Source organism: Dechloromonas sp. ARDL1, from assembly GCF_051122455.1.
Taxonomy (GTDB): domain Bacteria; phylum Pseudomonadota; class Gammaproteobacteria; order Burkholderiales; family Rhodocyclaceae; genus Azonexus.
Window position 1 is genome coordinate 1,466,179 of the sequence record NZ_CP168939.1, and the last position, 13,213, is coordinate 1,479,391.

At 63.1% G+C, this 13,213-nt stretch carries 14 protein-coding genes; 12 read left to right on the plus strand and 2 right to left on the minus strand.

Translation table 11 applies throughout. The features are described from left to right. The first annotated feature begins 7 nt into the window (after window positions 1-7). From amrB to AB6Q56_RS07225, 5 genes are all read left to right on the plus strand, one after another. Complete coding sequence (gene amrB / locus AB6Q56_RS07205) at window positions 8-811, plus strand: AmmeMemoRadiSam system protein B (RefSeq protein WP_434516396.1); 804 nt, start codon at window positions 8-10, stop codon at window positions 809-811. Then, on the plus strand, window positions 804-1,352 hold the full coding sequence (gene amrA, locus AB6Q56_RS07210) for an AmmeMemoRadiSam system protein A (RefSeq protein WP_434516397.1): 549 nt from the start codon (window positions 804-806) through the stop codon (window positions 1,350-1,352). The genes amrB and amrA overlap by 8 nt, the downstream gene beginning before the upstream one ends. Then, window positions 1,349-2,443 carry an AmmeMemoRadiSam system radical SAM enzyme gene (gene amrS, locus AB6Q56_RS07215; RefSeq protein ID WP_434516398.1) on the plus strand — a complete coding sequence of 365 codons (1,095 nt, stop codon included), beginning with the start codon at window positions 1,349-1,351 and terminating at the stop codon, window positions 2,441-2,443. The genes amrA and amrS overlap by 4 nt, the downstream gene beginning before the upstream one ends. Continuing rightward, on the plus strand, window positions 2,440-3,033 hold the full coding sequence (locus AB6Q56_RS07220) for a hypothetical protein (RefSeq protein ID WP_434516399.1): 594 nt from the start codon (window positions 2,440-2,442) through the stop codon (window positions 3,031-3,033). Before amrS ends, AB6Q56_RS07220 begins: the two co-directional genes overlap by 4 nt. Before the next feature lie 81 nt (window positions 3,034-3,114). Continuing rightward, the gene (locus AB6Q56_RS07225; RefSeq protein WP_434516400.1) at window positions 3,115-3,318 is read left to right on the plus strand and encodes a hypothetical protein; all 204 of its coding nucleotides are present in this window, start codon (window positions 3,115-3,117) and stop codon (window positions 3,316-3,318) included. A gap of 11 nt (window positions 3,319-3,329) precedes the next feature. Here the strand turns inward: AB6Q56_RS07225 and AB6Q56_RS07230 are convergent, their stop codons facing one another. Further along, on the minus strand, window positions 3,330-3,524 hold the full coding sequence (locus AB6Q56_RS07230) for a hypothetical protein (RefSeq protein ID WP_434516401.1): 195 nt from the start codon (window positions 3,522-3,524) through the stop codon (window positions 3,330-3,332). A gap of 256 nt (window positions 3,525-3,780) precedes the next feature. On the opposite strand from AB6Q56_RS07230, the gene AB6Q56_RS07235 reads away from it, so the two are divergent. Next, window positions 3,781-4,464 (plus strand): DUF3334 family protein, encoded by a 684-nt coding sequence (locus AB6Q56_RS07235; protein WP_434516402.1) that lies wholly within the window; start codon window positions 3,781-3,783, stop codon window positions 4,462-4,464. Window positions 4,465-4,472: 8 nt separating this feature from the next. Continuing rightward, window positions 4,473-4,823 carry an arsenate reductase (glutaredoxin) gene (arsC, locus tag AB6Q56_RS07240; RefSeq protein ID WP_434516403.1) on the plus strand — a complete coding sequence of 117 codons (351 nt, stop codon included), beginning with the start codon at window positions 4,473-4,475 and terminating at the stop codon, window positions 4,821-4,823. A gap of 78 nt (window positions 4,824-4,901) precedes the next feature. Here arsC and AB6Q56_RS07245 read toward each other — a convergent pair whose 3' ends face one another. Further along, complete coding sequence (locus tag AB6Q56_RS07245) at window positions 4,902-6,551, minus strand: nucleotide sugar dehydrogenase (protein WP_434516404.1); 1,650 nt, start codon at window positions 6,549-6,551, stop codon at window positions 4,902-4,904. Between the two features lie 195 nt (window positions 6,552-6,746). On the opposite strand from AB6Q56_RS07245, the gene AB6Q56_RS07250 reads away from it, so the two are divergent. The 5 genes from AB6Q56_RS07250 (at window position 6,747) to serB (ending at window position 13,137) form a co-directional block, all read left to right on the plus strand. Then, on the plus strand, window positions 6,747-7,325 hold the full coding sequence (locus AB6Q56_RS07250; RefSeq protein WP_434516405.1) for a hypothetical protein: 579 nt from the start codon (window positions 6,747-6,749) through the stop codon (window positions 7,323-7,325). A gap of 132 nt (window positions 7,326-7,457) precedes the next feature. Further along, window positions 7,458-10,910 (plus strand): transcription-repair coupling factor, encoded by a 3,453-nt coding sequence (gene mfd / locus AB6Q56_RS07255; protein WP_434516406.1) that lies wholly within the window; start codon window positions 7,458-7,460, stop codon window positions 10,908-10,910. Next, window positions 10,907-11,977, plus strand: a complete 1,071-nt coding sequence (locus AB6Q56_RS07260) for a 3-deoxy-7-phosphoheptulonate synthase (RefSeq protein ID WP_434516407.1) — start codon at window positions 10,907-10,909, stop codon at window positions 11,975-11,977. Before mfd ends, AB6Q56_RS07260 begins: the two co-directional genes overlap by 4 nt. 13 nt (window positions 11,978-11,990) lie before the next feature. After that, a complete protein-coding gene (locus tag AB6Q56_RS07265) occupies window positions 11,991-12,290 on the plus strand; it encodes a helix-hairpin-helix domain-containing protein (protein ID WP_434516408.1) in 300 nt (99 codons plus the stop codon). 7 nt (window positions 12,291-12,297) lie between these two features. Then, window positions 12,298-13,137 (plus strand): phosphoserine phosphatase SerB, encoded by an 840-nt coding sequence (gene serB / locus AB6Q56_RS07270; RefSeq protein ID WP_434516409.1) that lies wholly within the window; start codon window positions 12,298-12,300, stop codon window positions 13,135-13,137. Window positions 13,138-13,213 lie beyond the last annotated feature (76 nt).

Consider the following 13,213-nt stretch of genomic DNA (forward strand, 5'->3'; position numbering starts at 1 on the left):
GTACGCCATGATCGAAACACGCCCCGCCGCCGTTGCCGGCACTTTTTACCCCGGCGATCCGGCAACGCTCACGCTTGCCGTGGACCGGCTGCTCGCCGCGGCCAGCCACGATGCCTCCATTCGCCCCAAGGCACTGATCGCCCCGCACGCCGGCTACATCTATTCCGGGGCAACGGCGGCCGAAGCCTACACCACCCTGGCCCCATGGGCCGGGGATATCCGGCGCGTGATCCTGCTCGGCCCGACCCATCGGGTTGCCGTCCAGGGTATTGCTCTCCCGGAAACGGAGGCCTTTTCCACACCGCTGGGCAATATTCGGCTCGACCTTCAGGCCATCGCCGACATCGCCGAACTGCCGCAGATCGTGTTCAGCGAACAGGCGCATGCCCTCGAACATTCGCTCGAAGTGCATCTTCCCTTCCTGCAGCGCGTCCTGCCGCACTTCTCGCTGGTCCCGCTGGCGGTCGGGCATGCCGCCCCGGAGGCGGTAGCTGAGGTGCTGGATATCCTGTGGGGAGGGCCGGAAACCCTGATCGTCGTCAGCTCCGATCTCTCCCACTTCCTGCCCTACGCCACGGCCCGCCAGGTCGACGGCAACACCTGCAAGCACATCCTGCAACTCGATACCGGCATTCGCCCGGAACAGGCCTGCGGTGCCTACCCGGTCAACGGCCTGCTACTGGCCGCCGCCCGCCGCGGTTTGAAACCGACCCTGCTCGCGCTGTGCAATTCCGGCGACACCGCCGGGGACCGCAACCGCGTGGTCGGCTACGCGGCATTCTCGTTCGCGGAGGGCGACTTCCATGCCTGACCTCGGACACGCGCTGCTGATCCTGGCCCGCAACGCGATTGCCTCCCAATTAGGCCAAGCCGTGCGACCGACGGACGATCTGCCTGCCTTGCACGAACCGGGAGCCACCTTCGTCACCCTGACCCAGCGAGGCCAATTGCGCGGCTGTATCGGCAGCCTGGAAGCGTGGCGCCCTCTTGGCGTCGATGTCCGGGAGAACGCGCTGGCCGCTGCCTTTCGCGATCCCCGTTTCCCGCCATTGGTGGCTGCCGAATTGCCTCTTACCCGCGTCGAGGTCTCGCTGCTGACGCCTGCCATCGCGCTGCCCTTCACCGACGAAGCCGACGCCCTGGCCCAACTACGTCCGGGCGAGGACGGCATCATTTTCTCTTGCGGCAGCCGCCGGGCGACCTTCCTGCCCCAAGTCTGGGAGCAACTCCCCGCCCCGGCCCTGTTCATGGCCCACCTCAAGCAGAAGGCCGGTTTGCCCGCCGCTTACTGGGGCCCCGACGTCCGGCTCGAACGCTACGGCGTGACGAAATGGAAGGAGGCGCCACCATGAACGCAGTCCCCACGCTGCACCCCGGGCGCTGGTGGCACGCCCTGCCCGACGGTCGAATCCAGTGCGACCTGTGTCTGCGCGACTGCCAGTTGCACGAAGGCCAGCGCGGCGCCTGCTTCGTCCGCCAGATGGTCGATGGGCGAATGCAGTTAACCACCTACGGGCGATCCTCCGGGTTCTGCATCGACCCCATCGAAAAGAAACCGCTGAATCACTTTTACCCGGGTAGCGCTATTCTTTCTTTCGGCACCGCCGGCTGCAACCTCGCCTGCCGGTTCTGCCAGAATTGGGACATCTCCCGTTCGAAAGACATGGATCGCCTGATGGACAGCGCCAGCCCGCAGACCATTGCCGCCGCTGCCAAACGCCATGGCGCCGACGCTGTCGCCTACACCTACAACGATCCGGTCATCTTCGCCGAGTACGCCATCGACACGGCACAGGCTTGCCGCGAACAGGGCATCCGCAATGTCGCCGTCACCGCCGGCTACATCCATCGCCAACCGGCGCGGGAATTCTTTGCCGTGATGGATGCCGCCAACGTCGATCTCAAAGCCTTCACGGAAGCCTTCTACCACAAGCTGTGCGTCGGCCACCTGCAGCCTGTCCTCGACACCCTGACCTATATCCGCCATGAAACCGACTGCTGGCTGGAGATCACCACCTTGCTCATTCCCGGGCATAACGACAGCCCCGCCGAAATCGGCGAACTGGCCGCCTGGGTGGCCAGGGAACTGGGACCGGACGTACCGCTGCACTTTTCGGCCTTCCACCCCGACTGGAAGATGAACGACCTGCCGCCCACGCCATCCTCGACGCTGACGCAGGCCCGGCGCATCGCCCTCGATGCCGGCCTGCACTACGTGTTCACCGGCAACGTCCATGATCCCGAGGGTGGCACGACATTTTGCCCAAACTGTCGAGCCGCCCTGATTGTCCGCGACTGGTACACCATCCACCGCTACGACCTGACGGCCGAAGGCCATTGCCCACACTGCCAGACCGCCATCGCCGGCCATTTTGCCCAAACACTTGGGCGCGACGGCCATGCTTTCGGCCCTCGGCGTATTCCCGTCCGCCTCTCCCCATGATCCGCCATATCGTCCTGCACACGCCGCACGGCTCGCTCCACGGCCAACTCGATCTCCCGGAAAGCCCCAAGGGTCTCATCCTGGTCGCCCGTTCGCACCGCGTTCCCGAAGACGACGCACTGCTTGCCTGCCTGGCGGCTCGTGGATTCGCCATATTGGGCATGGATTTGCTGACCGCCCATGAATTGCAGTTCGCCGATGCCACACAGAATGTTCCACGTTTGGCCCAGCGACTGCTCGACGTACTCGACCTGATACGTAACGACGGCGACATGCAGGATCTGGCGCTGGGGATCCACGCCCGCGGCGATACGGCGCCGGCAGCCATTCGCTGCGCCGCGCAACGCGACATTCAGGTCAGGGCGCTGGTTTGCCACGGGGGGATGATCGACCGGGCCGGGCTGCAGGCACTCGAACTGCTGACGGCCCCCTTGCTGATGCTTGTCGAGCACAACGACACGCCAGTATCGGCTGCCTACCAGCGTGCGGCTTCGCATCTGGGTGGTACGCACCAATTGCACATACTCGCAACGGGCGATCGTCCACTGGCCGAAGTCAGCAGGTGGTTCGCGGAGTATCTCGTCGCTTAGCCACGGTCCGGGCGGAAATGGACATTCGCCACCGGACGACTATGCTGGAATAAGCAAGATACAACACGGGAGGAAACCCATATGTCCTACTTCGACTCACCCCTCGCCCGCTGCGAGGCGGTTCGCGAACTGGTGCTGACCGACGTAACGCAAACCGAATGTGCCCGTGAGCATGACTGCCCACCCGGCTTCAAATGCCCGCTATGCGGCTACTTTGCCGAACAAAGCGGACTCAGCGATGAGGCTGCAGCCGATGCCGTGCAGGCCTGCGTCGCAAAACGCTGATCGGATAACGATCAGCAGGTGGCAGGGTTGCCGCGCGAACCACCCGAGTTCGATGCGACACCCCAGTTGCCTGCGCTACCGATACCCAGATTGAAGAGACGTCGCTCGATATTGATCCGGCGCTCCGTCAGGCCTTCTGGCGGCCCGAAATCCGAGAGGCGCCGCTGCGCCTTCTGGCGCCGCTCCTGGTTCAATTTCGTATCCATTTTTCTACCTTTTCCAACACTCAACGGGGTCAAGTCCGATGAGCAGAAATTGCTTATCGCGGGACGCTGGCGATTCTAGCACTTTCAAATATCGACGATTCACTTCCCCGACAATCGGGAGAAGGCACGGGCATTGAAGTCCAATGGCATGCCAATCAGGCCGCGATCGCCGAAGTTTTCCGATGAGCGCGCGCGATCACGACTGATAACTGTGCTATATATGCCATTTATCCAATTACCGGCTTGATCCGTAACCATGAACTCACCCGACACCGCCATCGTCTACGGCACCGAAGATATCCTCAGAAGCCTGTGCAATTCGGTCACCAAGGTTCTTTCGATCGCCACGCAAAGCCAGATTCATTACTCCGGCATGGTTCAGCGCATTACCAAGACTTGCCTGAAGCCGGACATCGGATGCTTCGTGCTCTTCGACGGCGGCTTTTCCGGCCTGGTGGTCATCAATTTTTCAGCGGCGGCGGCCATGGAGTTGTACTCGAGCTACATGCTGCATATGGGAATGGCCAAGGAAGGCCTGGCAACCACCCACACCTCGGACGAAGTCGGCAATGTCATGGGAGAACTGATGAACCAGATCGTCGGCGACTTTACCGGCAAGGTCGCCCGCGAACTGCAAACGCACATCACCCAGAATCAGCCCAAGATGCTCGCCCTGAACAAACAGGTCATGCTCAGCGTCGACACCAACCTGGACAAACCAGAATCGCGGCGCGTGACCTTCTATACCGGCAGCAACAATATTTTCTATCTCGAACTGGCGATGGACCGCACCGAGTTCATCAAGATGAACGATTTCGAAGCCGGCGAGGCGCCCGATCCGGATGAACTGCTCGCCCAGGTCAACGGCCAGCCGCAAGCGGCCACGACGGTTCCCGCTTCCAACGATCACGACGACCTGCTCAATTCGCTCGGCATGTGAGGCCATCCATGACCGTCACCATCTTTCACAATCCGCGCTGCTCGAAAAGCCGCGCGACCTTGTCGTTGCTACAGGAAAAAGGCATTGCGCCGACCGTGGTCGCCTATCTTGAGCAAATCCCTTCGCCAGCGGAACTGAAAACCCTGCTCGCCCGCCTGGGGTTTGACGACGCCCGCAAACTGATGCGCAAGAACGAGGCCGAATACGCGGAACTGGGCCTCGACGACCCGGCGCTGGACCAGGATGCCCTGATTGCCGCGATGGCAGCCCATCCCCGCCTGATCGAGCGGCCCATCGTGATCAATGGCGAGAAAGCCGCCATTGGCCGACCGCCGGAAAACGTGCTGGGCATTCTGTAGTCGCCAGAAACGGCTTTTCTTGCCGCCAGACAACAAGCCCCCGTCTCCGGGGGCTTTATCTTTGCGTTTGACCGGCCCTCAGCCTCTGCGGCAAGCCTGCTTGATCCGCTGGATATGGCCGCGCCCCAGGCCCTTCACCTCGCAGCCCAGCTCGAAGTAACGGGCAATCGTCGCGTCGTCGAGCATGCCGAAACAGTCGACCACGGCAATCGGCTTGCCAGCCCACGCCACCACCTGCTCGGGCGTCAGCTGGCGGTAGGCATCGTGCGGCACGGCCAGTATCAGCGCATCGACACCCTTCAGCGCCTGCGCCAGGTCGCGCTCGACGGTAAGTGACGAGAGTTCGTCCTGGTTGCGGAAGAAGCGCTTCCACGACAACCCTGAGGATGGGTAAGCATCCTGCTCCGCAAATTCCCACCATTGATCGACATAAGGGTCATGGGCCCGCATCTCGGCGCCCATTTCGGTGAGCTTGCGGACAACCAGTTCGGAACCGCTGTAACGGGTATCGCCGACATCCTGGCGATACGATGCGCCGGCGATCAGCACCTGCGAGGCGGCAATGTAGCGGTCCATGTTGCGCAATGCATCGCGAGTCAGTTCGGCGACATGCAGCGCGCGCGTGTCGTTGATATCGACCGCCGTCGGCGTAATGCGGAACACCTTGTCGCCGTCCTCGAAACCAAGGATATGCTTGTACGCCCAATAGCCCAGCCCGCCATCCTTCGGCAGGCAGTAACCGCCGACACCGGGGCCGGGGAAGATCATGTTGCTGTGCGTCGGTCGCATCTTGATCGCATCGACCACCTTGATCAGATCGACCCCGTTGCGCTCGGCGAACAAGGACCACTCGTGAAGGTAGGCCAGGATGGTCGCCCGGTAGCTGTTCTCGACGATCTTGGCGGTTTCCGACTCGATCGGCCGATCCATCACGGTCAGCGGGAACTTCTCGGTATTGAGCACCTCGTGCAGGAACTTCTCCACCCGAGTCCTGGCTGCCGTGTCGCACCCCGCACAGACACGCCAGAAATCGCGAATGCTCGCCACGTAGTCCCGGCCCGGCATCACCCGCTCGTACGAGTGCGCCATCAACGGAACCGACGCGATGCCACGGTTGGCAAAGGCCTTCTTCAGGATGGGCCAGGCAACGAATTCCGTCGTTCCCGGCGCCACGGTCGTCTCGATCAGCACCAGGCAATCCGGCCGGATATGCTGGCCGACCGTTTTCAAGGTCGCCTCCAGCGCAGCCATGTCGCATTCGCCGGTTTTCATGTTGCCCAGCTCTTGCTTCAGGAAGTCGCACTGCACATCGATCACCACGCAGTCGGCAAGATCGAGCACCTGGCTGTTGTAGGTCGCCGTCAGCGTCTTTTTGTCGCGCACGCAACGGCCAATCAGGACATCGACCTGCGGATCCTCGGCCTTGACTGGCGAAACGCCGCGATTGAGCAGCGGAATTTTCCAGTATGAGCGCGTCGACGGACGCTGGCAGCCGATCACGAACTTGCTCGGCTTGCCGTCTGCCCCCTCGCAGTCGGCCACGATGGCCGCCATCACGGCACCGACGAAGCCTACGCCCATAACGACGACGACCTCCTGGCCGGCCGCCCGCGCAGCTTCAGCGAGCGCCTGGACGCGCGCGTACTCGGCGGTGTAATCGGACGGCTCTGGCAGGGAAAACGACTCGCCCTCCGGCGAAGTCGACAGCTTGCTCTGCAATGCGGACATGATTCCTCCCTATAGCAAGGTACTTGATGAATATTTTGAGGAACATTATTCCACCTGCACAAACCGTCGAACAGCGAATTTGCCACACAGGCCAGTCTTTCGAGCCATATCCAGATGTGAAATATGCCCGCAACCGGTCTCCCGCTCTCGCATAAAATGCGCCAACTCAAAAAAGCACGACACAAGGGGAACCACATGAAAAAACTGGGGCTTTTGCCGGCCATCGTTACCGTTGCACTCACACTTCCGTTTGACGCCGATGCCAAGGGGCGATCCCATTCTTCGCACTCCCACGCGTCATCAGGGTCACACCCTCACGGCAATGATAGCCACGCTGCCGAAAGCCATGTCGGCGGTGCGGTCAGGAGTTCGATCTCCCGCAACCGCTCAGACGACAGTCCATCGGGCAGCGCATCGGCCAATGGCGCTACTGGCACCCCGGTTGGTGCCGAAGACGACGCCAACCAGCGACGCATTCGCCAGGAACGCGCAGCCGCCCGCGCCAAGGCGGATGCCGAAAACGCTGCTGCCCGCAATGCGCAAATCGCCTCCGACGAGGAAAAGCGGCGCCAACTGCTCGAACAGGCCGCCCTCCGCGCCGAGGAAGAGCAAAAGCGTAAGGATGCCGCGGCAACACTGAAGAACCGCGAACTCGCCATGCTCGAACGCCAGCAGCGCCAGGCGGCCTGGGAGGCGCGTTGCCAGATCAAACCGGTGATGAGCGACGAGGAGATCGCCACCTGCAAGGAGGTCTGGAGCACTCCGGCCCGCTGAGCGCCCCCTTCGCGCGCACTCCCGGCGGAGAGCTGCGCGCGATGCTGGCCGATACGGCCAGTCCGGAACACCCTCGGGCCGGCATGGTCGAAGCGGCTATAATCCCAGCCCCGCAACGCCATCCGCCTCGCAGTGTCCGCATCGTCCCCCCTGCTCCCCTTTTCCGCCCTGCCCAAGCCCGGCGCCCGCATCGACCTGCCGTCACTGGCGGGCTCTTCCGACGCCCTGGCGCTCGCTGAAATCGCCGCTCGCCACAGCGGCAAGCTGCTCGCCGTCGTTACCGCCAATGCGGCCGACGCCCAGCGCCTGCTCGAGGAAATCCCCTGGTTCGGCGCGAACCTGCGCGTACGTCTGTTGCCGGACTGGGAAACCCTGCCCTACGACACCTTCTCGCCGCACCAGGACTTGGTTTCCGAGCGTCTGGCGACGCTGTGGGCGGCCATGCAGGGCGAGCTGGACATCCTGCTGGTGCCGGCCTCTACCGCCGTCTACCGACTGGCCCCGCCGGAGTTCATGGCGGCCTACACCTTCGCCTTCAAGAAGGGCGAGCGCATCGATGCCGAGAAATTCCGCAGCCAGGTCACGCTGGCCGGCTACGCCAACGTCACGCAGGTCGTTTCGCCCGGCGAATATTCGATTCGCGGCGGCCTGATCGACCTCTTCCCGATGGGTTCGGCCGTGCCTTACCGGCTCGACCTGTTCGACGACGAGATCGAGAGCATCAAGACCTTCGATGTCGATACCCAGCGCACCATCTACCCGGTGCCGGAAGTGCGCCTGCTGCCGGCGCGCGAATTTCCGATGGACGACAAGGGGCGCACGCGCTTCCGCCAGAAGTTCCGCGAAGCCTTCGAAGGCGACCCGGCCAAGTCCGGTGTCTATAAGGATGTGTCGCAAGGCATCGCCAGCGCCGGCATCGAGTACTACATTCCGCTCTTCTTCGAGGAAACGGCCACCGTTTTCGATTACCTGCCGAAGGATGCCGTCTTCGTCACCCATGGCGACGCACCGGGGGCTATTGCCGCCTTCTGGAAGGAAACCCGCTCGCGTTACACGCTGCTGCAAGGTGACAAGGCGCGCCCGCTGCTGCCGCCGGAAGAACTCTTCCTCTCCGACGAAGCCTTCTTCACCGCCGCCAAGGACTACGGCCGGCTGGTGCTGGAAAACAAGACTGATGCCGCGACGACCGCCCTGCCTGACATCGCCGTCGACCGTCGTGCCGAAGACCCGCTGCACAAGCTGAAAAACCACCTGGCCGACTTCAAGGGCCGCGTGCTGCTGCTGGCCGAATCGGCCGGCCGCCGCGAAACCCTGGCCGCCATGCTGGGCGAACACGGCGTCAAGCCCGAGGCCAGCGCCGATTTCGCCGGCTTTATCGCCAGTGCTGCGCCGCTGGCCCTGGGTGTGGCCCCGCTGCACACCGGCTTTGCGCTGCCGGCGAGTGGACAACAATTCGCGTTCATTACCGAAACCGAGCTGTACGCCGGCGCACCGCGCCGCACCCGGCGCGAGGCCGCGCGCAAGGCGAACTTCGACAACTGGCTGAAGGACCTGACCGAGCTCAAGGTCGGCGACCCGGTGGTGCATGAAAGCCACGGCATCGGCCGCTATCAGGGCCTGGTGCGCATGGACCTCGGCACCGGCGAGCAGGAATTCCTCGAACTGCACTACGCCAACGAGGCCAAGCTCTTCGTGCCGGTAGCCCAGCTGCATGTAATTTCGCGCTATTCCGGCGCTGAGCCGGATGCCGCGCCGCTGCACACCCTCGGTTCCGGCCAATGGGAGAAAGCCAAGCGCAAGGCCGCCGAACAGGCACGTGACACTGCTGCCGAACTGCTAGCGCTCTACGCCGCCCGTGCCGCCCGCCAGGGCCACGCCTTCGCTTTCGAGGCGAACGATTACGAGGCTTTCGCCGACGGCTTCGGCTTCGAGGAAACGGCCGACCAGGCGCAGGCCATTGCCGCCGTGATCGAAGACATGAAGTCGGGCAAGCCGATGGACCGCCTGGTCTGCGGCGATGTCGGCTTCGGCAAGACTGAGGTCGCGCTGCGCGCCGCCTTCTGCGCCGTGGCCGGCGGCAAGCAGGTAGCCGTGCTCTGCCCGACCACGCTGCTCTGCGAGCAGCATTACCAGACCTTCGTCGACCGCTTCGCCGACTGGCCGGTGAAGGTGGCTGAGATTTCCCGCTTCAAGACCGCTAAGGAATCGGCGCAAGCCCTGAAGGAGCTGGCCGAAGGCAAGATCGACATCATCATCGGCACGCACAAGCTGATCGGCAAGGAGGTCAAGTTCGACCGCCTGGGCCTCGTCATCATCGACGAGGAACACCGTTTCGGCGTGCGCCAGAAGGAAACGCTGAAGGCCATGCGCGCCGAGGTGGACGTGCTGACGCTGACGGCAACGCCGATCCCGCGCACGCTGGCGATGTCGATGGAGGGTCTGCGCGACTTCTCGGTGATCGCCACCGCGCCGCAGAAGCGCTTGGCGATCAAGACCTTCGTCTCGAAGTTTTCCGACGGCATCATCCGCGAGGCGGTACTGCGCGAACTGAAGCGCGGCGGCCAGGTGTATTTCCTGCACAACGAGGTCGACACCATCGAGAACATGCGCGAAAAGCTGGAAAAGCTGGTGCCGGAAGCGCGCATTGTCATCGGCCACGGCCAGATGAACGAGCGCGAGCTGGAGCGCGTGATGCGCGACTTCACCAGCCAGCGCGCCAACCTGCTGCTGTGCACAACCATCATCGAGACCGGCATCGACAACCCGCACGCCAACACCATCCTGATCAACCGCGCCGAGAAGTTCGGCCTCGCCCAGCTGCACCAACTGCGCGGCCGCGTTGGCCGTTCGCACCACCAGGCCTATGCCTACCTGCTGGTGCAAGACGAAAAGGCGATGACCAAGCAGGCCAAGCAGCGCCTGGAAGCGATCCAGATGTCGGAAGAGCTCGGCTCCGGCTTCTTCCTGGCCATGCACGATCTGGAAATCCGTGGCGCCGGCGAAGTGCTCGGCGAAAACCAGGCCGGCGACATGCAGGAAGTCGGCTTCAACGTCTTCGCCGACATGCTGAACCGCGCTGTCGCCCACCTCAAGCAGGGCAAGAACCTGGCCAACATCGACCTGACGCAGCCGCTCGGCATCAGCACCGAGATCAACCTGCGTACCCCGGCACTGTTGCCCGACGCCTACTGCCCGGACGTGCATGAGCGCCTGACGCTCTACAAACGCCTGGCCAACTGCGAAACGTCGGAAGAAATCGACGCCATGCAGGAAGAGCTGATCGACCGCTTCGGCGAATTGCCGCTGCAAGGCCAGTCGCTGCTCGCCACGCATCGCCTGCGCCTGATGGCCAAGCCGCTGTTTATCCAGAAGCTGGACGCCGCCGCCGACCAGATCACGCTGCAGTTCGGCCCGGAGTTCGCGAAAAACCCGCCAATCGAGCCGATCAAGATTATTCATTTGATCCAGAACAACCGAAACTATAAATTAGCCGGACAGGATAAAATTTCCCTTTTACGTCACTGCCCAACCTTGAACGACAAGGTATTGGCGGTGAAGGACATGATTCGCGAGCTGACCAAATGACCAAGAATACCGAGAACCTGAACGTAGGCGCCTTCGACGCCATGCCGACCCCGGAGGAAATCCACGCCAAGCTGCCGATTTCCGACAAGGCTGCCCAGACGGTCACCCATGGCCGCAACCTCCTGCGCAAGATTCTCGACCGCAAGGACCCGCGCGTTTTCGTGGTCGTCGGCCCCTGCTCCATCCACGATCCGGTCGCCGGCCTCGACTATGCCCGGCGGCTCAAGGCGCTGTCCGATGAAGTCGGCGACGTATTGCAGATCATCATGCGCGTCTATTTCGAAAAGCCGCGCACAACCGTCGGCTGGAAGGGCTACATCAACGACCCGTTCATGGACGACAGCTTCCGCGTCGATGTCGGCATGCAGAAGGCCCGCGAATTCCTGCTCCAGATCAACGAACTCGGCCTGCCCACCGGCACCGAGGCCCTCGACCCGATTTCGCCGCAATACTACGGCGACCTGATCACCTGGACCGCCATCGGCGCCCGCACCACCGAATCGCAGACCCACCGCGAAATGTCCTCCGGCCTGTCCACCCCGGTCGGTTTCAAAAACGCCACCAACGGCGATCTCAGCGTGGCCGTCAACGCCATCCTGTCGTCGTCGCGGCCGCACTCCTTCCTCGGCATCAACGGTACCGGCAAGGTTGCCATCGTCCGCACCAAGGGCAACGCCTACGGTCACGTCGTACTGCGCGGCGGCGACGGCCGCCCCAACTACGACACCGTTTCGGTCTCCATCGCCGAACAGGCCCTGGTCAAGGCCAAGCTGCCGGCCAACATCGTTGTCGATTGCTCGCACGCCAACAGTTCCAAGAAGCCCGAACTGCAGCCGCTGGTCATGGCCGACGTGGTCAACCAGATCCGCTTGGGCAACAAGTCGCTGGTCGGCGTGATGATCGAGTCGAACATCGAAGCCGGCAACCAGCCCATTCCGGCCGACCTCAGCCAGCTCAAGTACGGCTGCTCGGTCACCGACGGCTGTGTCGGCTGGGAAACCACCGAAAAGATGATCCGCGATGCCGCCGTGCTGCTGCGCGACGTGCTGCCGGAACGCCTGGCCTAACACCGACGCATCCATGAACCCGGCCAAGGTCGTCCGCGAGCGCGTCAAGACCCTGACCGACTTGCCGAATATCGGCCGGGCCATGGCGAAAGACTTGCACCTGCTCGGCATCAACGCACCCGCCCAGTTAAAGGGGCGCGACCCCTACGCGCTGTACGGCGAGTTGTGCATCGCTACCGGGCAGCGGCAAGATCCCTGTGTGCTCGACACCTTCATCTCGATCACCCGCTTCATGGGCGGCGACGTAGCCCGGCCCTGGTGGACCTATACCGTCGAGCGCAAGGCAACCATGCAGCAACGATCCGACTTCTGATATCCGAATGAACCTGATTATCCAGGGCGGCGCCCTGCCCACCTTCCTGCTCGAACGTATCGTATCCGCCACCGGCGCCTCCGCCGTCGAACCGCGCCCGCCGCAAGTGGTCTGCCTGAAAGGCGCCAGCCGAAGCGCCGAATTCGATGCGCTGATCCCGCTGATCGAAGCCGAAAAGCTCGACTGGGCCTTCGCGCAACCGGGCAAGAAGCTCTCCGATTTCGGCCTGATCTGCTTCGACATGGACTCGACGCTGATCACCATCGAATGCATCGACGAACTCGCCGACTTCGCCGGCAAGAAAGCCGAGGTTTCGGAAGTAACCGAAGCCGCCATGCGCGGCGAAATCGACTACCGCGAAAGTCTGCGCCGCCGCCTGGCCCTGCTCACCGGCCTCGACGCCCGCGTCCTGGCCCGTGTTTACGGCGAACGCCTGCTCCTCTCCCAAGGCGCCCGCGAGCTGCTCGAAGCCTGCCAGAATGCCGGCCTGCGCACCGCCATCCTCTCTGGCGGTTTCACCTACTTCACCGAGCGCCTGCGCATCGAACTCGGCTTTGACTTCGCCACCTCCAACGAACTCGAAATCGCCGGCGGCAAGCTGACCGGCAAGGTCGTCGGCGACATCGTCGACGCCGCCGCCAAGGCCCGCCACATCGCCCGCCTGACCGACGAACTCGGGCTGCGCAAGGAACAGGTCATCGCCTGCGGCGACGGCGCCAACGACCTGATGATGATGGCCCAGGCCGGCCTCTCCGTCGCCTTCCGCGCCAAGCCGGCAACCCGCGCCAAGGCGGATGTCGCAATCAACTACGGTGGCCTGGATTCGCTGCTGAATCTATTCGAATAGCGGATGAAAGAGCCGGATAACCGAATAGAGGTTTATCGGCGACGAAATAACGCTGGACCTTGCCATCCCGCTTGCC

Excerpts from the sequence above, each read along its gene's own strand:
- AB6Q56_RS07220 (WP_434516399.1), top strand. The coding sequence starts at position 2,440 with ATGATCCGCCATATCGTCCTGCACACGCCGCACGGCTCGCTCCACGGC.
- AB6Q56_RS07235 (WP_434516402.1), top strand. The coding sequence starts at position 3,781 with ATGAACTCACCCGACACCGCCATCGTCTACGGCACCGAAGATATCCTC.
- AB6Q56_RS07265 (WP_434516408.1), top strand. The coding sequence starts at position 11,991 with ATGAACCCGGCCAAGGTCGTCCGCGAGCGCGTCAAGACCCTGACCGAC.
- AB6Q56_RS07230 (WP_434516401.1), bottom strand. The coding sequence starts at position 3,524 with ATGGATACGAAATTGAACCAGGAGCGGCGCCAGAAGGCGCAGCGGCGC.
- amrB (WP_434516396.1), top strand. The coding sequence starts at position 8 with ATGATCGAAACACGCCCCGCCGCCGTTGCCGGCACTTTTTACCCCGGC.
- AB6Q56_RS07225 (WP_434516400.1), top strand. The coding sequence starts at position 3,115 with ATGTCCTACTTCGACTCACCCCTCGCCCGCTGCGAGGCGGTTCGCGAA.
- AB6Q56_RS07250 (WP_434516405.1), top strand. The coding sequence starts at position 6,747 with ATGAAAAAACTGGGGCTTTTGCCGGCCATCGTTACCGTTGCACTCACA.
- amrS (WP_434516398.1), top strand. The coding sequence starts at position 1,349 with ATGAACGCAGTCCCCACGCTGCACCCCGGGCGCTGGTGGCACGCCCTG.
- amrA (WP_434516397.1), top strand. The coding sequence starts at position 804 with ATGCCTGACCTCGGACACGCGCTGCTGATCCTGGCCCGCAACGCGATT.
- AB6Q56_RS07245 (WP_434516404.1), bottom strand. The coding sequence starts at position 6,551 with ATGTCCGCATTGCAGAGCAAGCTGTCGACTTCGCCGGAGGGCGAGTCG.
- AB6Q56_RS07260 (WP_434516407.1), top strand. The coding sequence starts at position 10,907 with ATGACCAAGAATACCGAGAACCTGAACGTAGGCGCCTTCGACGCCATG.
- arsC (WP_434516403.1), top strand. The coding sequence starts at position 4,473 with ATGACCGTCACCATCTTTCACAATCCGCGCTGCTCGAAAAGCCGCGCG.
- serB (WP_434516409.1), top strand. The coding sequence starts at position 12,298 with ATGAACCTGATTATCCAGGGCGGCGCCCTGCCCACCTTCCTGCTCGAA.